The organism is Aliidongia dinghuensis, assembly GCF_014643535.1.
Taxonomy (GTDB): Bacteria; Pseudomonadota; Alphaproteobacteria; order ATCC43930; family CGMCC-115725; genus Aliidongia; species Aliidongia dinghuensis.
In genome coordinates this window covers 132,351-157,972 of record NZ_BMJQ01000007.1, presented here as the reverse complement: position 1 = coordinate 157,972, position 25,622 = coordinate 132,351, and the positions used below count along the sequence as shown (strand labels likewise).

At 67.2% G+C, this 25,622-nt stretch carries 19 protein-coding genes; 12 read left to right on the top strand and 7 right to left on the bottom strand.

Annotated features, from left to right (window positions below; genetic code table 11):
• Positions 1-5: 5 nt before the first annotated feature.
• The 3 genes from IEY58_RS14760 to IEY58_RS14750 all read right to left on the bottom strand — a co-directional run bounded on the left by IEY58_RS14760 (position 6) and on the right by IEY58_RS14750 (position 2,652).
• On the bottom strand, positions 6-1,022 hold the full coding sequence (locus IEY58_RS14760; protein ID WP_189047039.1) for an ABC transporter substrate-binding protein: 1,017 nt from the start codon (positions 1,020-1,022) through the stop codon (positions 6-8).
• A gap of 86 nt (positions 1,023-1,108) precedes the next feature.
• Positions 1,109-1,918 (bottom strand): CDP-diacylglycerol--serine O-phosphatidyltransferase, encoded by an 810-nt coding sequence (pssA, locus tag IEY58_RS14755; protein WP_189047037.1) that lies wholly within the window; start codon positions 1,916-1,918, stop codon positions 1,109-1,111.
• A 47-nt stretch (positions 1,919-1,965) separates the two neighbouring features.
• Positions 1,966-2,652: a phosphatidylserine decarboxylase gene (locus tag IEY58_RS14750; protein WP_189047035.1), complete on the bottom strand. Its 687-nt coding sequence runs from the start codon at positions 2,650-2,652 to the stop codon at positions 1,966-1,968.
• Positions 2,653-2,908: 256 nt separating this feature from the next.
• On the opposite strand from IEY58_RS14750, the gene IEY58_RS14745 reads away from it, so the two are divergent.
• Genes IEY58_RS14745 through IEY58_RS14735 form a run of 3 tightly spaced genes read left to right on the top strand, consistent with a single transcriptional unit; the run spans position 2,909 to position 9,596 of the window.
• Positions 2,909-6,214, top strand: coding sequence for a transglutaminase family protein (locus IEY58_RS14745; protein ID WP_189047033.1), 3,306 nt, complete (start codon positions 2,909-2,911; stop codon positions 6,212-6,214).
• A 38-nt stretch (positions 6,215-6,252) separates the two neighbouring features.
• Positions 6,253-8,712 (top strand): circularly permuted type 2 ATP-grasp protein, encoded by a 2,460-nt coding sequence (locus tag IEY58_RS14740; protein WP_189047031.1) that lies wholly within the window; start codon positions 6,253-6,255, stop codon positions 8,710-8,712.
• 5 nt (positions 8,713-8,717) lie between these two features.
• Positions 8,718-9,596: a transglutaminase family protein gene (locus tag IEY58_RS14735; protein WP_189047029.1), complete on the top strand. Its 879-nt coding sequence runs from the start codon at positions 8,718-8,720 to the stop codon at positions 9,594-9,596.
• Positions 9,597-9,626: 30 nt separating this feature from the next.
• Here IEY58_RS14735 and IEY58_RS14730 read toward each other — a convergent pair whose 3' ends face one another.
• Positions 9,627-11,168 carry a S10 family peptidase gene (locus tag IEY58_RS14730; protein ID WP_189047027.1) on the bottom strand — a complete coding sequence of 514 codons (1,542 nt, stop codon included), beginning with the start codon at positions 11,166-11,168 and terminating at the stop codon, positions 9,627-9,629.
• A 146-nt stretch (positions 11,169-11,314) separates the two neighbouring features.
• Between IEY58_RS14730 and IEY58_RS14725 the strand changes: the two genes are divergently transcribed.
• The gene (locus IEY58_RS14725) at positions 11,315-12,319 is read left to right on the top strand and encodes an enolase C-terminal domain-like protein (RefSeq protein WP_189047026.1); all 1,005 of its coding nucleotides are present in this window, start codon (positions 11,315-11,317) and stop codon (positions 12,317-12,319) included.
• A 403-nt stretch (positions 12,320-12,722) separates the two neighbouring features.
• Here IEY58_RS14725 and IEY58_RS14720 read toward each other — a convergent pair whose 3' ends face one another.
• A complete protein-coding gene (locus IEY58_RS14720) occupies positions 12,723-13,526 on the bottom strand; it encodes an oxidoreductase (protein WP_189047024.1) in 804 nt (267 codons plus the stop codon).
• A gap of 232 nt (positions 13,527-13,758) precedes the next feature.
• Here IEY58_RS14720 and IEY58_RS14715 point away from each other — a divergent pair, with 232 nt between their 5' ends.
• The 5 genes from IEY58_RS14715 to hspQ all read left to right on the top strand — a co-directional run bounded on the left by IEY58_RS14715 (position 13,759) and on the right by hspQ (position 20,009).
• Positions 13,759-14,394, top strand: a complete 636-nt coding sequence (locus IEY58_RS14715) for a TetR/AcrR family transcriptional regulator (protein ID WP_189047022.1) — start codon at positions 13,759-13,761, stop codon at positions 14,392-14,394.
• Between the two features lie 102 nt (positions 14,395-14,496).
• The gene (locus IEY58_RS14710) at positions 14,497-15,558 is read left to right on the top strand and encodes an efflux RND transporter periplasmic adaptor subunit (RefSeq protein WP_229743733.1); all 1,062 of its coding nucleotides are present in this window, start codon (positions 14,497-14,499) and stop codon (positions 15,556-15,558) included.
• A complete protein-coding gene (locus IEY58_RS14705; protein ID WP_189047018.1) occupies positions 15,555-18,626 on the top strand; it encodes an efflux RND transporter permease subunit in 3,072 nt (1,023 codons plus the stop codon). The genes IEY58_RS14710 and IEY58_RS14705 overlap by 4 nt, the downstream gene beginning before the upstream one ends.
• Positions 18,627-19,191: 565 nt before the next feature.
• Positions 19,192-19,518 (top strand): YXWGXW repeat-containing protein, encoded by a 327-nt coding sequence (locus IEY58_RS14700; RefSeq protein ID WP_189047016.1) that lies wholly within the window; start codon positions 19,192-19,194, stop codon positions 19,516-19,518.
• 164 nt (positions 19,519-19,682) lie between these two features.
• Entirely contained in the window at positions 19,683-20,009 is a 327-nt protein-coding gene (gene hspQ / locus IEY58_RS14695) for a heat shock protein HspQ (RefSeq protein ID WP_189047014.1), read from the top strand.
• Between the two features lie 4 nt (positions 20,010-20,013).
• On the opposite strand, the gene IEY58_RS14690 is transcribed toward hspQ, so the two are convergent.
• Positions 20,014-20,466 (bottom strand): GNAT family N-acetyltransferase, encoded by a 453-nt coding sequence (locus IEY58_RS14690; RefSeq protein ID WP_189047012.1) that lies wholly within the window; start codon positions 20,464-20,466, stop codon positions 20,014-20,016.
• A gap of 24 nt (positions 20,467-20,490) precedes the next feature.
• On the bottom strand, positions 20,491-21,006 hold the full coding sequence (locus IEY58_RS14685) for a flagellar biosynthesis repressor FlbT (RefSeq protein ID WP_189047010.1): 516 nt from the start codon (positions 21,004-21,006) through the stop codon (positions 20,491-20,493).
• A 257-nt stretch (positions 21,007-21,263) separates the two neighbouring features.
• Here IEY58_RS14685 and IEY58_RS14680 point away from each other — a divergent pair, with 257 nt between their 5' ends.
• The 3 genes from IEY58_RS14680 (at position 21,264) to IEY58_RS14670 (ending at position 25,619) form a co-directional block, all read left to right on the top strand.
• Positions 21,264-22,637, top strand: coding sequence for a flagellar hook protein FlgE (locus tag IEY58_RS14680; protein WP_189047008.1), 1,374 nt, complete (start codon positions 21,264-21,266; stop codon positions 22,635-22,637).
• 70 nt (positions 22,638-22,707) lie between these two features.
• On the top strand, positions 22,708-24,513 hold the full coding sequence (locus tag IEY58_RS14675; protein ID WP_189047007.1) for a FlgK family flagellar hook-associated protein: 1,806 nt from the start codon (positions 22,708-22,710) through the stop codon (positions 24,511-24,513).
• A 20-nt stretch (positions 24,514-24,533) separates the two neighbouring features.
• Positions 24,534-25,619, top strand: a complete 1,086-nt coding sequence (locus IEY58_RS14670; protein ID WP_189047005.1) for a flagellin — start codon at positions 24,534-24,536, stop codon at positions 25,617-25,619.
• Positions 25,620-25,622: the final 3 nt, after the last annotated feature.

Below are 25,622 nucleotides of genomic sequence, written 5' to 3'. Positions count from 1 at the left end.
CGTGCTCATCCGCCGAACAGGTCGCTGAACTGGCGCTTCAGCAGGTCGGCGTCGGCCGCGGTCTTGGCGAGATCGACCGGCATGATGCGGAGGTCGGCGGGCTTCGGGAAGCCCGCCGGCGGCGCCACGTCCGTGCGTGCCGGCAGGAAGCCCTGCGCGACCGCCAGCTCCTGCCCTTCCTTGGACAGGATGAAATCGACGAACGCCCGCGCGGCCTCGGGATTATGCGCGGTCTTGAGGATCGCGACCGGCTCGGTCACCGCCGAGACCCCTTCGGACGGGAACACGAAATCGACCGGCGAGCCCTTAACCTTGGCGTTCAAGGCCATGAACTCGACGATCATGCCGTACATCTTCTGGCCGCCGGCAACCGCAGTGACCACGGCGCCATTGCCCTTGGCGGCGTCGGCGCCGTTGGCGGCAAGCTGCATGTAGTAGCTGGTGCCGAGCGACGGCATCGCCTCGATCGCCGCCATATGGATCGCGGCAGCACCGGAATAGAGCGGGCTCGGCAGCACGACCTGGCCCTTCGCCTCCGGCTTCAGCAGGTCCTTCCAGGAGGCCGGCTTGAACGGTGCCGCGGTGTTGTAGATGATGCCGGTCGTGATCAGCTTCGTGCCGAAATAGGTCTTGTCGGGATCATAGGTGCCGGCCGGAAACGCCCGCAGGTCGGCGCCGGGATAGGCAGCGAGCCGACCGTCGGCCTTGAGCTGCTCCATCGAGACAGCGTCGGCGATGAACAGCACGTCGGCATGCGGCGCACCGCCGACCAGTTCGGCCTCGATCTTGTTCATGATCTCGGTCGTGCCCGAGCGGAAGATCTCGACCTCGACCTGAGGCTCGTGCTTGTTGAAACCGGCGATCGTCTCGGCTGCGATCTTGTCCGGCTGCGAGGTATAGAGCACGAGCTTGCCCGACGCCGCCACGGCCGTCCCGCTCGCAAAACCGGCTCCCGCCATCAGCCCCGCGATCAGAATTCCGGCACCCTGGCGCATCACCCGCCGACGATCAATGAACTGCATCTTGCTCCCCCGCTCGTGAGCCTCGGGAACGAGGCATCGCGAGACTGCCGCTTCTCGGTGACGGATTTTTGACAGGGCACCTCGGATCAACCCTGCTGTGCGCCTCCATCGACGGCGCGCAGCACGGCTCCGCCGTCGCCACGCCCGGCCCGGATCTCCTCCGCCGCGCGCTTGAGACGGCGGTAGGAGCGCACCGAGAGCGGGATGAGCCCCAGATAGATCAGGCCCAGCACCAAGAGCGTCTCCCACGGCTCCGCTGCCAAGAACGCGGCAAAGGCGCCGATGCCGAGCATGACCGGCACCACGTAATCATGCGGGATGCGGAAGCGCTTGAACGAGAAGGTCGGCACGCGGCTGACCATCAGGCCTGAGATGATCGCCGTCGTGGCGGCGATCAGATAGGGCGACCGCAGGAAGTCGGCGCCGAATTCGAAGTTCGCCACGACCGGCATCAGCGACAGGCCGGCCGCCGCCGGCGCGGGCACGCCGGTGAAGAAATTATAGGCATAGGGCGGCGGATCGGGCAGGCCCAGTTGCGTATTGAACCGCGCGAGGCGAAGCGACATGCACACTGCAAACAGGCAGGCGACGGCCCAGCCGGGGCTGCCGATCGACTGCATCGTCCAGACATAGAGCAGCACGGCCGGTGCCACGCCAAACGAGATGAAGTCGGACAGGCTGTCGAGCTGCGCGCCGAAGCTCGACGTGCTTTTCAAGAGACGGGCGATGCGGCCGTCAAGCCCGTCGAGCACGCCCGCGATCAGGATCGCGCTCACGCCCTGTTCGAACTTGCCGGCGACGGCGAAGCGGATCGCCGTCATCCCGGCGCACAGTGCCAGCAGCGTCAGCATGTTCGGGATCATGCGATTGATCGACAGGCCGCCGATCGGCCGCATGCGCACCCGGCGGCGGCGCGGACCCTGGGGTCGTTGGTTTGGTCGGATCATCTGACGGAACCCACACGTTTCGGCTCGACCGAGGTCGCGTCGGCCAGCACCGTTTCGCCGCCGACGACGCGCTGCCCCTCGATCGCATGCACCGCCCAGCTCCGCGGCACATAGAGATCGGTCCGGCTGCCGAAGCGGATGAGGCCGAAGCGCTCGCCGGCCTGGACCTGGTCGCCGACATGGACCCAGGTGACGATGCGGCGGGCGACCAGGCCCGCGATCTGCACAACGGCGATGTCGACGCCCTCGGCCGTGGTGATGCGGATCGCGTTCCGCTCGTTCAGGTCCGACGCCTTGTCGAAGCTCGCATTGAGGAACTGGCCCTTGTGGTAGTGCATCTTCGCCACCGTTCCGGGCACCGGTGCCCGGTTGATGTGCACATCGAACACATTGAGGAAGATACCGATCCGCGTCATCGGCTCAGTCCCCATGTCGAGCTCGGCCGGCGGCGGCACCTCGGCGACCGAGACGACGAGCCCGTCGGCAGGCGAGATGACCAGGCCTTCGCGTACCGGCGTCACGCGCGGCGGATCCCGGAAGAAATAGACGCACCAGAGCGTCAGGATGAGACCGATCCAACCGAGCGGCCCCCAGATCAGCGCCAGCACCAAGGAGACGGCGGCGAAGATCGCGATGAATTTCCAGCCATCGCGATGGATCGGCACCAGAACATGTTCGAGCAATTGGGTACTTCCTCCGTTGGGCCGGCGCCCGGTCCCGACACTGATGGTCCCGACGCTGATGAGGCGCTAAACTAACGCCAAATGCGGCATTCCGCATCCGTCGGTAATGCACGGCCGCCTTCTGGCCCGCTTTATGCTTCTGATCCGGTGCAAGAAGCGCCGAACGGGCGGCCCGTAGGGCTGTTCCGATCCAGGCCCATGGCTGCTAGCCTAAAATCGGCTCCTTCCGAGCCGCCAGGGAACGAACGGACGACCGATGACCATCCATGTCGCCCTCCATCACAAGACCACCTACCGCTATGACCGACCGGTGGCGCTCGGACCGCAAATCGTTCGGCTGAGGCCCGCACCGCATTGCCGCACCCGGATCCTCGCCTATTCGCTGAAGGTGACGCCGGCCCTGCATTTCATCAACTGGCAGCAGGATCCGCAATCCAACCATCTGGCGCGCCTCGTCTTTCCCGACAAGACCCGGCTGTTCGAGATCGAGGTCGACCTGATCGCCGAGATGGCGGTCTACAACCCGTTCGACTTCTTCCTCGAAGAGAGCGCACGCCACTATCCTTTCACCTATGAGCAGGATCTGGCGCGCGATCTCAGGCCCTATCTCGAGACGGGCCTTGCCGGGCCGCTGCTGCTCGACCTGCTCGACGAGATTCCGCGCGACCAGACGCCGACCATCGATTTCCTGGTCTCGATCAACCGGCTGATCCAGCGCAAGGTCGGCTACATCATCCGCATGGAGCCGGGCATCCAGAGCTGCGACGAGACGCTGGCCACGGCCAAGGGTTCGTGCCGCGATTCCGCCTGGCTCATGGTCCAGGTCTGCCGCCATCTGGGCATCGCCGCGCGCTTCGCATCCGGCTACCTGATCCAGCTGGCACCCGACCAGAAGTCCTTGGACGGCCCGTCGGGCACCGAGGCCGACTTCACCGACCTGCACGCCTGGGCCGAGGTCTATTTGCCAGGCGCGGGCTGGATCGGCTTCGACCCGACCTCGGGCCTGCTTGCCGGCGAAGGCCATATCCCGCTTGCCTGTTCGCCCGACCCAAGCTCGGCAGCCCCCATCACCGGCGCCGTCGACAAGGCCGAGGTCGACTTCGCCTTCGAGATGTCGGTGAAGCGCATCCTCGAGACGCCGCGGGTGACGAAGCCCTATACGGACGAGCAGTGGCAGGCGATAGACCGGCTGGGCGAGCAAATCGACCGGGAGCTCGAAGCTGGCGACGTGCGCCTCACCATGGGCGGCGAGCCGACGTTCGTGTCGATCGACGACATGGATGGTGCGGAATGGACCGTGTCGGCGCTGGGGCCGACCAAGCGGCGGCTGGCCGGCAATCTCGCCCGACGCTTGAAGGCGCGCTTCGCGCCCGGCGCCGTCCTGCATTTCGGCCAGGGCAAATGGTACCCGGGCGAGCCGCTGCCGCGCTGGGCATTGAGCGTCATCTGGCGCAACGACGGTGTGCCGATCTGGCACGACGACAAGCTGATCGGCGACGATTCGCTGCCGGGCCGGCTCGACCCGGACGTCGCCCGGTGCTTCATCGAGGCGCTCGCCGACCGGCTCGACGTGGCGCCCGAATTCGTCATCCCGGCGCACGAGGACGCCTGGGCGTACCTCTCCCAGGAACGCCGCCTGCCCGTCAATGTCGATCCGATCGACAACCGGATCCCGGACACGCAGCAGCGCGAGCGGATCGCCCGCGTGTTCGAGCAGGGGCTCGACAAGGTCGTGGGCTACGTGCTGCCGGTCGAGCGGCGCAAGCGGAACGGCGCCTATCACGCCAACGGCGGTTATCATTGGGCGTCGAGCCCGTGGTTCCTGCGCCACAAGCATCTGTTCCTGCTGCCGGGCGACAGCCCGATCGGCTTGCGCCTGCCGCTCGACAGCCTGCCCTGGGTCAGGCCGGAGGATGCCGAGCCGATCGTCGAGCCCGATCCGTTCGAGGGCCGGCCGCCGCTGCCGCCGGCAATCCGCCGCACGGTGCCGTCGGCGCATCCCGTCCCCGCGGAACAGGCGATCTACGCACCCCGGCACGGCCAGTCGGCAACCAACATCGTGCGCACCGCGCTCACGACCGAGGTGCGCGACGGCAAGCTCTACGTCTTCATGCCGCCGGTCGAGCGGGTCGAGGATTCGCTGGCACTGATCGCCGCCATCGAGGAAACGGCGGACGAGCTTCAGGTGCCGGTGTTCCTCGAAGGCTATTCGCCGCCGCGCGACCCACGCCTCGGCCATCTGAGCGTGACACCCGACCCCGGCGTGATCGAGGTCAACATCCATCCGGCAACGAACTGGCGCGACCTGGTGCTGAACACCACGACGCTCTATGAAGAGGCCCGGCTCGCCCGGCTCACGACCGAGAAATTCATGATCGACGGGCGACATGTCGGGACCGGCGGCGGCAACCACATCGTGCTGGGCGGCCCGACCGCCGGCGATTCGCCGCTGCTGCGCCGGCCGGACTTGCTGAAGAGCCTGATCGCCTATTGGAACAACCACCCGGCGCTCTCGCGCCTGTTCTCCGGCCTGTTCATCGGCCCGACCAGCCAGTCGCCGCGGATCGACGAGGCGCGCGACGATGCGCTCTACGAACTTGGCCTCGCGTTCGAGCAGATCCCCGACGGCGGCGATTGCCCGCCCTGGCTCGTCGATCGGGTGCTGCGGCACCTGCTGGTCGACGTAACCGGCAACACCCATCGGGCTGAATTCTGCATCGACAAGCTCTTCAGCCCCGACAGCGCCACCGGCCGGCTGGGCTTGCTCGAGCTGCGCGCGTTCGAGATGCCGCCGCACGCCCAGATGAGCCTGGTCCAGCAGCTCCTGCTGCGCGCCTTCGTCGCCCGCTTCTGGCGCGAGCCCTATTCGGCCCCGCTCATCCGCTGGGGCGGCGCCATCATGGACAAGTGGCTGCTGCCCCATTTCGTGGCGGCCGACATGAAGGAGGTGGTCGAGGACCTGGCGAGCCACGGCTTTCCGCTGTCGTTCGACTGGTTCGCGCCGCACCTCGAGTTCCGCTTCCCGCATTACGGCCAGATCCAGGCGGCGGGCCTCATGCTCGACGTGCGCCAGGCGCTCGAGCCCTGGCACGTGCTGGGCGAAGAGACGAGCGCCGGCGGCACGGTGCGCTACGTCGACGCCACGGTCGAGCGGCTCGAGGTCAAGGTCCAGGGCCTGAGCGGCGAGCGCTATGCCGTTGCCTGCAACGGGCGGCGCCTGCCGCTGGCGCCGACCGGTGCCACCGGCGAATTCGTCGCCGGCGTACGCTTCCGCGCCTGGAGCGCGCCAAGCTCGCTCCATCCGACGATCGCGCCGCACGGGCCGCTCACCATCGACATCGTCGACACCTGGCACGACCGGTCGATCGGCGCCTGCACCTATCACGTCGCCCACCCAGGCGGCCGCAACTACACGACTTTGCCGATCAATGCCTACGAGGCCGAGAGCCGCCGCCTCAATCGGTTCTTCGCGATGGGCCATACGCCGGGTACCATTGTCTTGCCTCCGGCCCAGGTGAACCCATCCTTCCCCTTGACGCTGGATCTGCGGCTGCGCGGGTAACGGCGAACGTTGGAACAAACGGAACTGGCAATTCCGCCATGAGCACGAGTTTCCTGGCCGGCTATCAGGTGCCGGCCGGTACCTTTGACGAGATGCGCGGCGCCGATGGGACGGTGCGGCCGTCCTGGGCGGCATTGCTGGAGGCGCCGGACTTCGCGTCGGCCGAGACGGTCGAGTCGCGCTGGCGGCTCGCCGAGCGGCTGATCCGCGAGAACGGCGTCACCTACAATGTCTACGGCGACCCCAAGGGGTTGGCGCGCCCCTGGCCGGTCGATCCCCTGCCGGTCATGGTGCCGGCGGCGGAATGGCGTCGGATCGAGGCCGGGCTTGCCCAGCGCGCGCGGCTGCTCGACCGCCTCTTGGCCGATCTCTACGGCCCGCAGACCGTGCTCCGCGACGGCACGCTGCCGCCGGCGCTCGTGTTTGCCAATCCAGGCTTCCTCAGGCCGTGCCACGGCATGCAGCCGCCGGACGGCGTGCAGCTCCATCTCGCCGCCTTCGACCTCGGCCGCCGCGCCGACGGCACCTGGATCGTGCTCGACGACCGGACCCAGGCGCCGTCGGGCGCCGGCTACGCGCTCGAAAACCGGATGGTGCTGTCGCGCAGCCTGCCGGACGCGTTCCGCGCGCAGCCGGTCGAGCGCGTGTCGATCTTCTTCCGCACCTTGCGCGAAACGCTCGCCCGCGCCGCCGCCGCAGCCGCCGCCCGCTCGCGGGGGTCGTCGGTCGAGCCGCGCATCGTGCTGCTGACCCCCGGTCCGTACAACGAGACCTATTTCGAGCACGCCTATCTGGCGCGCTACCTCGGATACCCGCTGGTCGCGGGCGAGGACCTGACGGTTCGCTATGACCGGGTCTACCTGAAGACGCTGGGCGGCCTGCAGCCGGTCGACGGCATCCTGCGCCGGCTGGACGAGGATTTCTGCGATCCCCTGTGGCTGAAGAGCGATTCGAGCCTGGGCGTCGCCGGCCTGGTCGCCGCGGCCCGGCGCGGTCATGTCGCGATCCTGAACCCGCTCGGCAGCGGCCTCGTCGAGGGCGCCGGCCTCATCCCCTACTTGCCGGCGCTCGCCCGCCGGCTGCTGGGCGAAGAACTGCTGCTGCCCCAGGCCGAGACGCGCTGGTTCGGCATGCCCGGCGCCACCGACGATCTCGACCAGGCGCTCGTCGGCCAGGTGGTGAAGCCCGCCTTCGTCGGCCTGGACGCCTCGCCGATCCATCCGGATCACCTGGATGCAGACCGGCGCAAGGCGCTCATCGAGCGGATCAAGGCCGCACCGCACCGCTGGGCGCTGCAGCGGCACCTGCCGCTTTCGACCGTGCCGACCTGGGTCGACGGCCAGGCGGTCGCGCGCGAGCTCGTGCTGCGCGCCTATGTCGCCGCCGACCGGGACGGCGGGCACAAGGTCATGCCGAGCGGCCTCGGCCGCGTCGCTCCCGAGGCCGGCCGCCTCATGGTGTCGATGCAATCGGGCGGCGGCAGCAAGGACGTCTGGATCGTCGGCGACCGGCCGAGCGAGCATGTCAGCCTGTGGCAGGCACAGCCCGACGCGGTCGAGCTGAAGCGCCACGCCGCCGACCTGCCGAGCCGGGTCGCCGACAATCTCTACTGGCTCGGCCGTTATGCCGAGCGCGCCGAGATCACGATCCGCCTGGTCCGCGCCGCGCGCCAGCGCAGCCTGCCAGACCTCAACAATCCGGGCGGCCCGGCCGTGGCGCCGCTCCGCGAATGCCTGGCGAGCCTCGGCTTCCTGCTGGCCGAGGGGCCGCCGCAGCCGGCCGCGATCATGGCCGGCCTCGCCCAGCCGATCGAGGCGCTGCATCGGTCGGCGACCACGGTGCGCGATCGCCTGTCGATGGACACCTGGCGCGTGCTGAACGCGCTGCCGGCCCTGGGTGAACTCGACCAGATGCTGCAGCGGCTCGCGGCCTTCAACGGCCTCGTCATGGAGAACATGACGCGCGGGCTCGGCTGGCGCTTCCTCGAGATCGGGCGGCGGCTGGAGCGCGCCTACCAGACACTCTCCTTCGTCCGCGTGCTGGGCCGCGCCGTCGGCCCAACCGAGCCGGCGCTGCTCGAAGCGCTGCTCGAGGTCGCGGACAGTTCGATGACCTATCGCGCGCGCTATTTCATGGGGCTGAAGCCGGCGGGCGTCTTTGACCTGGTGCTGGCCGATGAGGCGAACCCGCGCGCCGTCGCCTTCCAGCTGAATGCGATCGGCGAGCATATCGCGGCCCTGCCGCGCGAGCGCCACGGCGTACGTGCGACCCCCGAGGCGCAGGCGACGGCCGGCATGATCGCGGCACTCCGCCGGGCCGACATGGTCAAGATCGCGCGCGGCGGGCCCGATGAGGCCTTGGGCCGGCCCAAGCTCGACAAACTGTGCCAGAGCCTGACGGCCGACCTGGCCGAGACGTCGGACCTCCTGAGCGAGAGCTATTTCAAGCATGCGGCGGCCGAGCCGTTGATCGCCACCTCCCAGCCGGCCCGAGCCTGAGCGCCATGCTTTATTCCGTCCGCCATCGCACGACCTACCACTACGACGAGCCGGTGGCGCTGTCGCACCACGCGGCGCATCTCAGGCCGCTCGACCGGCGCCAGCAGACCTGCCGGTCGCACCATCTGATGGTCGAGCCGCTGCCGACCAGCATCGAGGAGACCTGCGACTATTTCGGCAATGGCGTCGCGGTCTTTTCGATCGCAGCGCCGCACCAGTCGCTGGTCGTCGAGGCGATGAGCGAGGTCGAGACGCGGCCTGTGACGCTCGACCCGTCGATCGGCCGCGCGGGCTGGGAGCGGATTGCCGAGGGCGCGCTCCATCCGGCCGACGCGGACGCGTTGACCGCGGCGGAATTCGCCGTCGCCTCGCCCGCAGCCGAGGTGACGCCGCTGGTCAGGAGCTTCGCCGCCCCCTCGTTCGCGGCCGGCCGCCCGTTGATCGAGGCGGCGCTCGACCTGGCGCACCGGATCAATCGCGATTTCACGTTCGATCCGACCGCGACGACCGTGTCGACGCCGACGGACGAAGTGCTGCGGCTCAACCGCGGCGTCTGCCAGGATTTTGCCCATCTGATGATCGCGGGCTGCCGTGCCCATGGCGTGCCGGCGCGCTACATTAGCGGCTATCTCGAGACCGACCCGCCGGCCGGCGGCAAGCGCCTCGTCGGCGCCGACGCGTCGCACGCCTGGGTCGCGGTCTATGCCGGCGACGGCGTCTGGCTCGAGATCGACCCGACCAACGACCGGCTGGCCGGCACCACCCATGTCGCGGTCGCCGAAGGGCGCGACTTTGGCGACGTGAGCCCGCTGCGCGGCGTCATCCTCGGCGGCGGCGACCACACGGTCACGGTCGCGGTCGACGTCGAGCGCCTGCTCATTTGACGCGATGATTCTGACGGGCGCGACCCGGCGCTATTTCGGCGCGGAATAAAGCGCCTGCACGTCGCGTGTGAGCGCCCGGCGCGAATCCGGGACGAGATAGAGCATATGGCCACCGGGGTAGAGCTTGAGCTGGACCCGCCCGGGCTCGCCCATCTCCGGCAGATGGTCGAGCAGGTAGCGGCTGATGCCGTAGGCGGTCATGAGGTCGGTATAGCCGTGCGCGACCGTCAGCTTGAGCGAGGGATCGAGCGCCAGCAGCTGCCTGAGGTCATCCATGGCACCCGGCAGGTTCGGGCCGCCGCTGTGCCAATCCCATTTCTCGTTCACGTCCTCGGCCAGGAGCCGGTAGTCGAGATCCGTCTTGAAGCCCAGCTGGTCGTGCGCGTAGCCGGCGAAGCCGCCCGCGAACGCCCGGGTGAAGCCGTCGAGCGCCGGGTCGTCGTGCCGGGTCTGCTCGCTGTCCGGGAACGGGTCCGGGGCCGCGAGCGTCGCGTCGTAGAGGCTGACGATATCGCCGTCCGCAGCCCGGAAATGCTTGCCCATCGCCTCGATCGGCACGAGGCCGCGATATTGCGCGACGAGCGGTTCGGCCAAGCCGGTGAGCTCGGCAACCTTGCCGTAGAATGTCGCGGCCGCCTCGCCGACCGGCGGCTTGCCGACCAGGGTCGAGAGATATTCCGTCCGGGCGAACTGCTCGATCTCGGCGAGCGCCGTCGGCGTGAAGGTGCCTTTCCGCGTCAGCTCCGCAGCACCCAGCGACGGCAGGCGCAATGCCGCGACCAGCGGATTGCCGCGCGCGCCAAACAGCATGTTCGCCTCGATCAGCGGCGAGACCATGGTGATGGCCTGGAGTACCACGCCCTGGTCGCGCTGGAGCGCGCGGGCGATCTTGGCGGCGCGCAAGCCGCCGTAGCTCTCGCCGAGCAGGTATTTCGGCGACGCCATCCGGCCGTTGCGGACGAGGTAGAGGTCGACCAGCCGGGCCAGATAGTCCGCGTCCTGGCGCACGCCCCAGAACTGCTTCGCCGCGGCCTCCGGCTTGGCGGCGATGCTGTAGCCGGTGCCAACCGGGTCGAGAAACACGAGGTCGGTGAAGTCGAGCCAGGTCTCCGGGTTCTCGACCAGCTTCGCCTCAGCACCGTCGCCGTTGCCGAGATCGAGCCGATAGGGTCCGGCAAGCCCCAGCTGCAGATAGGCGGAGCCCGCGCCGGGACCGCCGTTGAAGGCGAAGGTGATCGGCCGGTCGCCCGGCTTGGCGCCGTCGGCGACATAGGCCGTGTAGAAGACGCGGGCGATCTCCTCGCCCTTGTCGTCCCGGACCGGCAGCGTGCCGGCCGTGGCGGTGTAGGCGAGCTTGCGGCCGGCCGCGTCGATCGTGTGCCGCGTCACCGAGTCGGGCGGCAGCAGCGCGAAGAGCCCCGACGGCGTCGCCTTCCGCTCCGGCTGATGATCGGCCTCGCCCTGCTTCGCCGGCGCATCCTGGGCCGACGTATCCTGGGCATGGGCCGGCCCCGGCTGCAGCACAAGGAACGCGGCAGCGAGACAGGCGGTTAGACGGCAGATGGCGGTCATGGACGGGGCGGCCTCTCCCGAAGCGATCGGCGGCACTCTAGGGTCCGGCCGGCGTCCACGTCCATGCGCTTTGCCCCGCGCCCCTTCGCCGCGGGTCCGTTCCGCAGTATCGTGGAAGACATGATGATTCGTGGGATCCCGCCGGCATGTTGCCCCGCACCCTGATTCCGCCCGAGCGGCCCAAGGTGACGGTCCGGCCCGAGCAATTTCCGTTGGAGCGTCAGGCGGACGGGACGCGGCCGCTCGCCGAGGTCGTCCTGGTCGAGATCCAGGACGGCAGCAAGCGCGGCCGGGGCGAGTGCGTGCCGAGCGCAGCACTGGGCGAGACGGTCGATGCGGTCATCGCCGCGATCGAGCCGCTCGCCGACGACATCTCAACCGGCGTCATCACGCGGCGGAGCCTGCAGCGCACGCTGCCCGCGGGCGCCGCCCGCAACGCCATCGACCTGGCGCTCTGGGATTTCGACGCGAAACGGTCGAGCTCGTCGGTCTGGCAGATCGCCGGGCTCGACGTGCCGCACCGGCTCACCACCGCCTTCACGATCCCGCACGGCAATGCCGAGACCATGGGCGCGCTCGCCGGCGAGGAGGCGCATCGCCCGCTGCTCAAGCTCGAACTCGATTCGATCCATGAGTTCGATCGGCTGCTCGCGGTCAAGGCGGCCGCTCCTCGCGCGCGCCTCATTATCGACGCCCACGCCGGCTGGACGGCCGACAGCCTGATCCGGGCCCTGCCGACGCTGAAGGAGGCCGGTGTCGAGCTCATCGAGGACCCGTTCCCGGCAGAGGCCGAGGCGGAACTCGCCCGCTTCAAGCACGAGATCCCGATCTGCGCCAACCGCACCTGCCACGACCGGTCGAGCCTGCCGGCGCTCGCCGGCCGCTACGACGTGATCAATATCGAGCTCGACCGCACCGGCGGCCTGACCGAGGCGCTGGCGCTCGTCGAACAGGCGCGCGACGAGGGCTTTCGCATCAAAGTCGGCTGCCGGGTCGGCACCTCGATCTCGGCCGCCGCGGCGGCGATCGTCGGCCAGGAGGCGGACTGGGTCGATCTCGATGCCCCCTTGCGGCTCGCGCGCGACCGGCAGCCGGGCTTGCGCTTCGACGGCAGCCTGCTCTACCCGCCGAGCGTCTCGCTCTGGGGATAGGGTGAAAACCCAATCTGGAAGGACTGCGACGGGTGGACTCCGGTCGGTCCGGCTATGGCCAACGGCATGGAGCTAACGGACGTTCGCTCGCCGGCCAGGTCGGGCCGACGGCGGACCGGACGCTTTGCGCAACTGGCAGGATGAAGCGGACATTCCTGCCTGCACGTCCTGGAATGATCCTCAGCTCAGAGTCGCCTGTCACATGAGGGCTGGCTCGCGCGGCCGATGCTCCGTTTGCCCACAGACCCGTCCGAAAATCTATTTGTCCGGAAACTCATCCGATCCGAGTTGCCGGACAAATTGGCCGCTGACCGCCAAACAGCCGTCTGCGGACAGGCTACCCCTTTATGGTCGCTGCATACGGAGTTCGACCTCGGCCTTCGCCCAATCGCGGAAACGCGACCTACGACAGGGCGAATTCCTTACGCAGGCTCTTATCGACCGGACCTGCCGGCATGAACCGACGCAGTTTGCTGAGAAGCGCCGCCCTGCCATCTGCGGGACGACGCATCCGGTAGGGCTCTTCGATCGCGAGCAGAATGCGTTCGGCAACCTTATCCGGTTCCGGCGCCGACTTGATCGTGGCGGTGATCGCCGCGATCGTGCGCTTGAACTGATCCACATAGACGGGAATACGCTGTGCGGTCGGGGCGGCATTGGTGTCGAGACCCGTCCGGGTGAAGCTCGGCTGGATGAGCACGACGCGGATGCCGAAGTTCCTGACCTCATGGTCGAGACTTTCGGAGAGCCCTTCGACCGCGTGCTTCGACGCCGCATAGAGGCCCATGAACGGCGCCGGTAGAAAGCCCAAAACCGAACTGATGTTGATGATGCGCCCGCTCCCCTGCGCCCGCATCGCCGGAAGAACCGCCCGGGACATGCGGAGCACGCCGAACACGTTCGTGTCGAACAATGCCCGGGCTTCTTCCGGGCTGGTTTCCTCGACGGCTCCGACGATCGAGTAGCCGGCGTTGTTGATCAGCACGTCGATCCTGCCGGCGCGTTGCAGCACGGTCTCGACGCCGGTCTTGACCGATGCCTCGTCCCGGACGTCGATCGGGACGAAGGTCACGTCCTTGATGGCACGAGCCTTCTCCGGCGAGCGAACGCCGCCGAAGACCTTGTAGCCTTTGCGCGCGAGCAACTCGGCGGTGGCCCGGCCGATGCCGGACGATACGCCGGTGATCAAAACGACTTTCTCACTCATGTCCCCACTCCCTTGTTCGGCTTGAGCGGCTCACCGGTGCGACCTGTCGGCGGGTAAGCTTCGCCGACAGGTTGGAATGAGTGATAAATTTGTCAAGTTGTCATTAGTCACTATATCATAGCCGGACGGATCGCTTCCAGACGATCGGAAAGGCATCGGATCGCGCGATCAGGTGTCGGCGGAACATGGTTTTCGCGTTTGCGCGGAATCCGATTTGCGGTAGGAGGGACTTATGGCGGACGACGAAACCCAGATGCCCGATAGCAATCAGCCGTCCGGCCGACGCGGCCCTGCCGAGCATGAGCGCCGGGCCCAGATCATTGCGGCGGCGGACGAGCATTTCCGCCGCTATGGCTATGACAAGACGACGGTGGCCGACATCGCTCGGGCGATCGGCCTCTCCAGCGCCTACATCTACAAGTTCTTCGATTCCAAGCAGGCTGTGGGTGAAGCGGTCTGCCATCTCTGCCTCGGCAAGATCGCGAGCGAGCTCGCCATCATCGCAGCGGACGACAAGCCGGCGGTGGATAGAATTCGGCGGTTGTACAAAAGCCTGACCGCTCAAGGCGTGGAGCTTCTGTTCAACGAGCGCAAGCTGCACGACATCGTCGCCGCGGCGATCGACGGCCGTTGGCCTGTCATCAAGCGCCACGAAAAGGCGCTGCTCGCCCTCATCCAGCAGATCGTCACCGACGGCCGCGAGGCGGGCGAATTCGAGCGGAAGACGCCGATCGACGAAACCTGCCGGGCCATCCTGCAGACCATGCAGCCGTTTCTCCACCCGGTGATGCTGGAACAGAACTTCGACGACGTCGACGAGAACGCGACGATCGTGGCGAACCTCGTGCTGCGGAGCCTGGCTCCATAGATGTGAATAGTGACGACTTGACGAACTTGTAACTCGTACCTAGCTTAGGGCATCCTCTCTTGCTGGAGCCCGGCTATGCCGCGAGTGCGTTCAAGTCTTTCCGTGTTGGCGGTCGCCGCCGTATTCGGCCTCGCCGGCTGCAAGCCGGCCGATGAGGACGCAAGGGTCGGCGCGCCGCTCGTCCGTGTAGCCGCAGTGAAGCCGGCCAGTGCCGCCGATCGCAGCTTTACCGGCACTGTCTCGGCGCGGGTGCAGAGCGATCTGGGCTTCCGCGTGTCCGGCAAGGTGGTGGAGCGGGTCGTCGATACCGGCCAGACCGTCCGGTCGGGCCAGGTGCTGATGAAGATCGACCGGACCGATCTGGCGCACGCCATCGCAGCACAGGCCGGGGCGGTCGCTGCCGCCCGGGCGCGGCAAATTCAAACGGCCGCCGACGAAGCGCGCTATCGCGAGCTGGCCAAGACCGGCGCCGCATCGATCCAGGCCTACGACCTCGCCAAGGCTGCCGCCGACAGCGCCCGTGCCATGCTCTCCGCCGCCGAGGCTCAGGCGAAGGTCGCCGAGGACGAAGGCGATTATTCGGAGCTGCGGGCGGACGCGGATGGTGTGGTCGTCGCGACGCTGGCCGAGCCGGGTCAGGTCGTGACGGCCGGGCAGGCGGTGGTCCTTTTGGCCCACGCGGGTCCGCGCGAGGCCAGGGTCGACTTGCCCGAAGGCGTGCGTCCCGCCCTCGGGTCGGAGGTCTGGGCGAGCCTTTACGGCGGCGCCGATGGGCATGCGGCCGCGAGGTTGCGCCAGCTATCGGATGCGGCGGATGCGCGGACCCGGACGTTCGAGGCGCGCTATGTGCTCGAGGGCGACGCCGCAAACGCGCCGCTCGGGAGCACGGTCACGATCCATCTGCCGGTCCCGTCGGCACACGACTCCGCTGAGGTGCCGCTCGGCGCGATCGACGATGAGGGCAAGGGGCCGGGCGTCTGGGTTTTTGATGCAAAGGTTTCGACGGTCTCGTTCCATCCGGTGAAGATCGCGCGGCTGGGCGGCGAGAGCGTGACGCTCGCCGGCGGCGTGCGGGTTGGCGATCAGGTGATCGCGATCGGCGGCCATCTGCTTCACGAGGGCCAGCAGGTTCGGCTTGCCGACAATCAGAGTGCCGCCAGATGAGCGGCTTCAATCTCTCCGCGCTCGCGGTTCGCGAACGCGCCGTCACCCTCTTTCTGCTGGTAGCGATCACCGTGGCGGGCGTCTTCGCCTTTCTCCAGCTCGGCCGTGCCGAAGACCCCGCCTTCACCATCAAGGCGCTGACCGTCTCGGCCGCCTGGCCGGGCGCCACCGCCGAGGAGATGCAGAACCTGGTGGCCGAGCCGCTTGAAAAGCGGCTGCAGGAGCTGCGCTGGTACGATCGGGTCGAGACCTTCACCCGGCCGGGCCTGGCTTTGATGACGCTGCAGCTGCTCGACAAGACGCCGCCGTCCGAAGTGGCGGAGCAGTTCTATCAGGCCCGCAAGAAGCTGGGCGATGAGGCCCGCAAGCTGCCCCAGGGCGTGCTCGGTCCGTTCATCAATGACGAATATTCCGACGTGAGCTTCGCGCTCTATGCGCTCAAGGCCAAGGGCATGCCGCCGCGCGAGCTCACCCGCGAAGCCGAGACGCTGCGCCAGAGGCTGCTCCATGTTCCGGGCGTGAAGAAGGTCGACCTTCTGGGCGAGCGTCCCGAGCGCATCTTCGTCGAATTCTCATACGCCCGGCTGGCGACTCTCGGCGTGAGCCCGCGCGATGTGTTCGACGCGCTGCAGCGCCAGAACGCCGTGACCCCTTCGGGCTCGATCGATACCGACGGCCCCCAGGTGTTCGTGCGGCTCGACGGCGCCTTCGACGATCTCAGAAAGATCGCCGATACCCCGATTGTCGCCGGCGGCCGGACGCTGAAGCTGTCCGACATCGCCGAGGTGACGCGCGGCTACGAGGATCCGCCGACCTATCTCATTCGGCATGAGGGCGATCCAGCGATGGCGCTGAGTGTCGTCATGCAGGACGGCTGGAACGGGCTCGAGCTGGGCAAATCGCTCGACGCCGAGGAAAGGCGGCTCGCCGCGGTCCTGCCGGCCGGCCTGACCTTCACCAAGATCAGCGACCAGGCGGTCAACATCCGCGAGGCGGTCGACGAGTTCATGCTGAAGTTCTTCGTGGCGCTCGGCGTGGTGATGCTGGTGAGCCTGCTCAGCCTCGGCTGGCGTGTCGGCGTCGTGGTCGCCGCCGCGGTTCCGCTGACGCTCGCCGCGGTGATGGTCATCATGCTGGCGACGGGACGGGTGTTCGACCGCATCACGCTGGGCGCCCTCATCATCTCGCTCGGCCTGCTGGTCGACGACGCGATCATCGCGATCGAGATCATGGTCGTGAAAATGGAGGAAGGCTGGGACCGCATCAAAGCCGCGTCCTATGCCTGGAGCCACACCGCCGCCCCGATGCTCTCGGGCACGCTCGTGACGATCATCGGCTTCACGCCGGTCGGCTTCGCCCGGTCGACGGCCGGCGAATATGCCGGCAACATTTTCTGGATCGTCGGATTCGCGCTGATCGCGTCCTGGGTCGTCGCGGTCGTGTTCACGCCCTACCTGGGTGTCAAGCTGTTGCCGAGTATCAAGCCGATCGCCGGCGGTCATGCCGCGATCTATTCGACCCCGCGATATCGCCGGTTCCGCCGCCTGGTTGCCTGGGCCGTCCGGCGCAAGTTCCTGGTCGCCGGTGCCGTCGTGGCCCTGTTCCTTTTGGCCGGCGTCGGCATGGCGGGCGTGAAGCAGCAATTCTTCCCCGCCTCGGACCGGCCCGAGGTCCTGGTCGAGGTGCAGATGCCGGAGGGCACCAGCATCGAGGCGACCAGCACCACGGCCGCCAAGGTCGAGGATTGGCTTAAGCGGCAGCCCGAGGCGAAGATCGTCACGACCTATATCGGCCAGGGCGCGCCGCGCTTCTTCTTCTCCTACAATCCGGAGCTGCCGGATCCGTCCTTCGCGAAGATCATCGTGCTGACGCCGGACGCGGAGGCGCGCGATCGCCTGAAGCTGCGCCTTCGGCAGCGGATCGCCGACGGCCTCGCGCCGGAAGCCCGGCTCCGCGCCGTCCAGCTCGTGTTCGGTCCCTATTCGCACTTCCCGGTCAATTTCCGGGTGATGGGGCCGGACACCGCGAAGCTGCGCGAGATCGCGGATCAAGTCGCGGAGGTCATGCGGGCGAACCCGCATACCCGGCAGGTCAACCAGGACTGGGGCGAGTGTCAGCCGACGATCCATTTCGTGCTCGACCAGGATCGGCTCAGGGCGATCGGCCTGAGCTCGAGCGACGCCGGGCAACAGCTCCAGTTCCTGCTGACCGGTGCGCCGGTGACCGAGGTCCGCGAGGGCATCCGCATCGTCGAAGTCGTCGCCCGCAGCGCCGGCGCCGACCGTCTCGATCCGGCAAAGCTCGAGAGCCTGACGCTGAAGAGCGACGACGGCCGTCTGATCCCGCTCGGCCAGATCGGCCATGTCGAGATCCGGCCGGAGGATCCGATCCTGCGGCGCCGCGATCGGACGCCGACCATCACGGTGCAAAGCGATCTCGATGAGTCGCTTCAGCCGCCACAGGTCTCAACGGAGATCCAGCAGGCCCTGGCGCCGATCATCGCGCAGCTACCCGACGGGTACCGCATCGAAACCGGCGGCAATATCGAGGATTCCGGGAAGGCGAATTCGGCGCTGGCACCGCTGTTCCCGATCATGATCCTGCTGACCCTGCTGGTGCTCGTGCTGCAGGTCCGCTCGATCTCGGCGATGTTCATGGTGTTCCTGACGGCACCGCTCGGCCTGGTCGGGACGGTGCCGGTGCTGCTGCTGTTCCATCAGCCGTTCGGCTTCAATGCCATCCTGGGCCTGATCGGCCTCTCTGGCATCCTGATGCGGAACACGCTGATCCTGATCGGCCAGATCCACACCAACCAGGCGGAGGGGCTCGATACCTACCATGCCGTGGTCGAGGCCACCGTGCAGCGGGCGCGCCCCGTGCTGCTGACCGCGCTTGCGGCGGTGCTGGCGTTCATCCCGCTCACCCAGTCGGTGTTCTGGGGGTCCATGGCCTATACGCTGATCGGCGGCACCGCCGGCGGGACCATCCTGATCCTGCTCTTCCTGCCGGCGCTTTACGCGATCTGGTTCAAGGTTCGCCCGACAGATACGGCCCCCGCGACCCACTGATCGATATCGACCGACCTTCACTAGCTAAAGAGCCAGATCTTGGCGGATTCCAAAGACGCCACTTTCCCCGGCCGAACCTGCTGGTTCCGGAGCGCCGTGCCCGCCGAAGTTGACCTTGCCCTCCCGCTGCCGGGCCTGTTCGCCAATTGAATGGGTAGTTCCTGGCGAGACTGCTCGCCCTTGCGCCGGATCTTCCTGCGCGCTGCAGGCGCTCTCAGGTCGAGAGCGCTGGAGAAAATGGCGTCAGCCGAATGACCGCTCCGGAGCGGTCAATGCATGCTCGGCAACGGCCACAACGGGCGCCGTGCAGTCGGGACGTCAACGGAAGGAACGACCGGTTTCAGGATTGGCGAAATTCGGCATGAACGACCCACGCGGGTCGTGGGCCGCCATCCCGAACGAGGTCTTCACCCCAGCGGGGTACCCGGCGCAACCAGGGCGGGGATGCCGATCCGGCTCGGGAACGTATCATGATATGTCGGTGTTCAACCGACGGCGGCGGCTCTGCCGCTTCTTCATGGCTTCGTCCCGAGGATCCGAATTGCGCCCATCCCGATTTTTGCTGATGCCCCTCGCCATCGCATTCGCGTTGCCCGCCGCCGGCTGCGTCGAGCGCGAAGTGGTCGTGCAACGCCCGGCGCCGGCTGCGGTCGTCGTGGCGCCCAAGCCGCCGCCGCCCCCGCCGCAGGCAGTCGAATATATTCCGCCGCCGCCGGCCGGCCCGCCGAACGGCTGGATCTGGCAGCCCGGCCACTGGCGATGGGACGGGCATGAATATGCCTGGCATCCGGGCCAATATGCCGAGCGGCCGGCGCGGTTCGAGCGCTGGGTCCCGCCGCATTGGGACGAGCGCGGCGGCCAGTGGTTCTTCGTCGAGGGCCATTGGGCCTGAGTTTGAACGATGGGCCGGCCGAAAGGCCGGCCCATTTGCATTCGGATCGGGCACCCCTGCCCTCACATGCCTGCCGGATCTCGACACTTGACCGCCGTGCCGCTTGGGGCCATGTCCGTGGCGTACCCCGTTCCCTTCGTCTCTAGCACTGCGTCGGCCCCGAAATGGTCCCTACGACCACCAAATTCTCCATCGGCCAGATTCTGCGCCATCGCCTTCACGCGCTCCGTGGCGTCGTGGTCGACATCGACCCGATCTACAGCAACGGCGACGAATGGTACGAGCGCGTGGCCACGACCCGGCCGCGCAAGGATCAGCCCTGGTACCATCTCCTGGCCGAGGACGGCACCGAAGGCCATTATCTGGCCTATGTTTCGGAGCAGAACCTCGTGGTCGATGAAGACGCCGAACCCATCATCCATCCGGAACTTGCCGACCGTTTCGGCCCGCTCGTCGACGGCGTCTACCAGATGAAGCAGCGCCTCAACTGAGCGCTTAACGCTGCGTGGGCTCCAGGATCTTGTGGAGCGTGTAGAGCGACTGGCCGCGAACATAGTCGTCGAGGACGCCGATCTCGACATAGTCCAGCCGACGATAGAAACCCGCCGCCGGCTCGCCCAGGGCCGTGAGCCAGATGCTGCGGCAGCCGCGCAGGCGCGCCTCTTCCTCGACCGTCCGCATCAATTCCCGGCCGAGCCCGCGGCCGCGCCGCCCCTCGGCAATCCACAGCGTCTTGATGAACAGCCGGCGCCACATGACGTGGCCATCCGCCCCGCCCTCGATGCGGCCGTCGACGCCCCGGGCGAAGACCGCGAAATGCGCATGGTCGGGCGCGCCCAAACGCGCCTCCTCGAAAGCGAAGAGGCCGCGTTCCAGGACAGCGACATCAGCGGGGCTCGGATTGGCTTCGACGCCGACCGTCACGGTATCGCGGTCAGGACGGATCATAGCCACCGGCAAGCCCCCCGCCGCTCAGTGCTCGTCGATCGCGGCGATGCGCCGTTCCAGCTCGGCGATCTTGCCCTTGATCCGACCGATCTCCTTGTTCCGGTCGACGCGAGGCGCCTTGTGCTCGGTATAGATCTCGCCCGGATGGGCTACCGCCTCGATCGGCTCGCCCGCCTCGAGCGCGATCAGGCGGCGCGAGGCGCGGAGCGCATTATAGAGCTTGTCCTCGGCCATGAGCTCGCGCAGGTGCGCGATGATCGGCGCCGCACTCGGCCAAGCCACAGCGAAACGCTCCATGAGCGCTGCACTGATCGTTTCCCACTCCCCGCGATTGCTCTCGAACAGATAGGCGTTCTGGATGGCGTGGTAGATTTCCTTGGCCGGCGTATTGGCTTCGGGCTGGGTCAGCACATCCTTGTCGCGCAGGATGTTGGCCTTGTTGTGCACCGTGAGCGAAATGTTCGCCGAGCCGCTGTTCTCGATCACGGCGCCATTGATGATGATTTTGGCGCCGGCCGGCAGCGGAATGGAAAGAGGCATCGGATTCCTCGAAACGCAGGACGTGACAAGACTGGCATTTAGGCCGGTGTCGAGCCCGATTGTACCCGATCCCGGCGGAGATGCGAGCCGGCAAGAACCGCCACGCCCGAGACGGCTCACCCGGCAGCTTTTGCCGGGCAAATTCGGCTTCCCGTCAGGTTCGATCAGAATAACACATTGAAAAACAAAGGCCATAGGGGCTGGAACGGTGCTTGCGTCGGGCTTTGCGACCAAATCCGCCAGCCCGGAGGCACTCCATGAGTTTGTTCAGCAGCCTGACGACGGCCGTCAGCGGCTTGAATGCCCAGCAATCCGCGATCGGAAACATCTCCGACAACGTCGCCAACGCGCAAACCGTGGGCTTCAAGGAAATCGGCACCAGCTTCGAGAACCTGGTGACGGATTCGAACCAGAACTTCAATCAGCCGGGCGGCGTGCTGGCCAAGCCGGTCTACGAGAACTCGCTCGCGGGCAACCTGGTTTCGGCCCAGTACTCGACCGACCTTGCCATTTCCGGCAACGGCTTCTTCCAGGTGAAGGCGCCGCCGTCGACCACCGCCGGCACCGCGACGGGCTCGCAGTTTGCGTCATCGAACTACTACACCCGGCGCGGCGATTTCCAGATCAACAACCAGGGCTACCTGGTCAACGGTGCGGGCTATTACCTCGAAGGCTACGCGGTCAATCCGCAGACCAACGTGGTGAACAACGCCAACGGTTCGGCCGTGCCGATCCAGGTGACGCAGCTCCTCGACAATCCGGTCGCGACCACGAAGGTGACGCTCAACGCCAACCTGCCGTCCTCCTATCCGGTAGTGGGTGCCACCAACTACACGTCGCCGGCGCCGGTGTCCGAGCAGCTCTACGATGCGTTCGGCAATACCCACCAAGCCTCGATCCAGTTCGACCACACGGCGACCAACACCTGGACCGCGTCGATCACGCTCGCCGGCGCCACCAATCCCGCCGCGACCTTCACGCTCAAGTTCGGCGACGGCACGACGACCTATCCGACCTCGTCGGGCGGCACCTACACGCCCGCCGCGGGCACGCTCGCGTCGATCACCGAGACGACGGTGCCGGCCCAGGCGACCAGTGTCGCCCAGGCCGCCACCACCGGCACGGCCGCGACCTTCACCATCCCGTACGCGATCGGCGCCGCCACGCAGCCGCTGACGTTCAATTTCGGCCAGTTCGGCGTCGACACCGGCTTGACCCAGTTCGCCGACAGCCAAGTCAACGTCTCGTCGATCGTCCAGGACGGCATCCCCCGCGGCTCGTTCCAGAGCCTGTCGATCGACAACAACGGCAACGTCGCGCTCAACTATTCGAACGGCCAGTCGCTGACCTACTTCCAGATCCCGATCGCCCAGTTCAACGCGCCGAACCAGCTGCAGCGGCTCGACGGCAGCGCCTTCAGCGCGACCCAGGGAAGCGGGGCGGCCCAGCTGTCGCAGGCGAACGACAATGGTGCCGGCTCGATCTCGTCCTCGACGCTCGAGCAGTCGAACGTCGACATCGCGAGCGAGTTCACCAAGCTCATCACCGCGCAGAACGTCTATTCGGCGAACTCCAAGGTCATCACGACCGACAACCAGCTGCTGCAGACGATCATCAACGTCATCCAGTAACCCAGACCAACCGTGACCGGACGCGCACGCCGCGTCCGGTCCCCGGCCTGGTCCTCATGGAACCCGCCCGATGTCGCTCTTGTCGATCCTCAGCAACGCGACGAATGCCCTGCTCAACTCGCAGGCGCAGATCAACGTCGTGTCTTCGAACATCGGCAACGCGCAGAACCCGAACTATTCGCAGCGCAGCGCCGTCGTCATCGACAAAACGCAGCAGAACGGCGGCGGCAACGAAGTCGTCGACGTGCAGCGGGCGGTCGACGGCACGCTGCAGGCCAACTATCTGAACAATGTCACGGATTCCGCGGCCAAGACGACGATCAACCAGCTCTATACCCAGCTGGAGCAGCTGACGGGCTCGTCGACCAACTCACCCGTGCTGACCTCGGCCATGCAGGCGTTCCAGAACGCCTGGCAGGCACTGCAGGCGACGCCGGAGGACAAGACGACCCAGCAGCAGGTCATCACCAGTGCGCAATCGCTGGTCCAGACCCTGCAGACGGTCGCCCACGGCGTGGCGAAGCTCCAGAGCCAGGTCAAGACCCAGCTCGGCACCGACGTCAACACGCTCAACACGTCCCTGAGCCAGATCGCGACCCTCAATGCCCAGATCGCGAGCGGCAAGCATGCCGGCCAGGACACGACCTCGCTCCAGGATGCGCGCGACCAGCTGATCACGACGGTCGCCGGCCTCGTGCCGATCCAGCAGCAACAGAACAGCGACGGCACGGTCTACCTGACGACGCCGTCGGGCGTGGCGCTCGTGCAGCAGAACGCCACGTCGTTCAGCTACGACGCGACCAGCGATACGTTCTATGCCACGAACGATCCGAACAAGACGTCGCTCAATGGCGCGCTCACGTCGGGCCAGATCGGCGCCGAGATCGGCATCCTGGCGAGCGACCCGACGGGCATCAACCAGATCAACGCCTTCGTGGGTGCCGTCAACTCGCCGCTCGCCCAGTTGGGCGCGCTCAATGCGACGATCGCCGCCAATTACGCGGCGACCCCCTCGGTGCCGGCGACCGCGGCCCAGGTCGCCCAGCAGGCCGCCGATGTCGCGGCCATCCAGGCCCAACTGCCGACCGCGACCGTCGTCACGACCAACACGAACGGCACCGTCTCGGTCTCGACGCCGGCCGGGCTCCAGCTCACGACCGCGACCAGCTTCAACCAGCTGGCCTATGATCCGACCAGCAACACGATCTACGATCAGTCGAGCGGCACCTCGATCAACAGCCTGCTGCCGCCCGCCTCGACCAGCCCGGCGACCACGGCCAGCAGTGCCGCGGCCGGCCTGCAGTCGGTCGCGGCCACGACGAGCGGCGGCCCCGGCGCCGCCCCCCTGTTTCAGCTGACGAACCAGCTGAACAGCATCGCCGACCTGTTCTATTCCTCGACCGGCTCGACCGCCTTCCAGACCGCCTACGACAACGCGTCGCCGACCAACGCCGGCGAGCTCGCGAGCTCGTTCTTCACCTTCGGCGGCAATGCGTCGGGCACGAGCTCCGACGTCTTCAATCTGCAGGTCAATTCGGCGCTCGTGAACGGCACCTCGACCGTGAAGCAGGCCGCCGCCATCACCGTCGCGACGGAATTCACCTCGGGCCCGACAGCCTATACCGCGCTCTCCCAGGTGAACGCGGCTGCCTCCGACCAGAGCGGCCGGGCAGCCCAGGCGACCAGCGACCAGACCACGGCCGCGGCCAACACCACGGCGGCACAACAGGCCTATCGCAACGTGACCGGCGTATCGACCGACCAGCAGCTCGCCCAGCTGGTCGCGTTGCAGAACGCCTATTCGGCGGCCGCCAAGATCATCTCGACCGTGCAGGAGCTGGAAACCACGCTGCTGACCGCGGTCGGCGGCGCATAAGGGCGAGAGGAGACGTTCCGATGAGCGCCATCAGCACCCTCAGCAGCTTCCTGCAGAACATCAACCTGGTGCAGACCGAGCAGGACCGCATCGCGAAGCTCACCTACCAGGTCGACACCAGCCAGAAGTCCGAAAGCCTTTCAGGCTACGGCACCCAGGCGAACCAGCTGCTCAATCTCCAGAGCGCACAATCGACCGAGAAGAGCTACGTCGCGAACAACACGCAGACGAGCACGTATCTTTCCGCCTACGACCAGTCGCTGAGCCAGCTGTCGAGCGACGCGACCAAGCTCATCGGCTCGCTCGACGCCTTCACCGTGACCGACCCGAGCGCGGTGTCGAACCTGAAGGCGCTGGTGTCGGGCCTGCAGGTCGACGTCGCCGCCACGCTCAACACCCAGGTCGGCGGCCGCTTCCTCTACGGCGGCACGCGCTATACGACGCAGCCGGTCGGCAACCTCAGCACGCTGCCGACCCCGGCGATCGTGCCGGCGGTGCCGCCCAGCACCACGCCGACCGTGACGCCGCTGACCGTGGCCCAGGTGCCGCTGCCCACGCCGCAAACGGTGCCGGCGACCCTGCCGCTGCCGCCCTACGACACCCAGGCGGCGACGCTCAATTCGGCAACGCCGACCGCGGCCCAGCTCACCGCGGCGACGCAGACCTATCAGAGCCAGACGACGACCATCGCCACCAATCAGCAGATCAACTACGGCGTCAGCTCGAACAACGTGGCATTCCAGCACCTGGTCTATGCCCTGCAATGCGCGCAGGCCGCCACGACCTCGACCGGCGCCAACCAGCAGGCCTATATCCAGCAGGCCGCAAGCGAGGTCCAGGCCGCCCTCAGCGGGACGCCGGGCACGAGCGAGACCGGCATCCAGGGGCTGCATGACTCGAACGGCACGGCCGAAACGCTTGTCGCCAACGCCAATACTGTTCACAATCAGACACTTGCGACGCTACAATCCCAGATCACCACGATCACCCAGGTCGATCCCGCCACCGTTGCGACCGAACTTTCCGCGGCCCAGACCCAGCTCGAAGGCAGCTACAAGGTCGTCTCGTCGGTCCTGAACGAGACCCTGCTCAACTATTTGAAGTAGCGT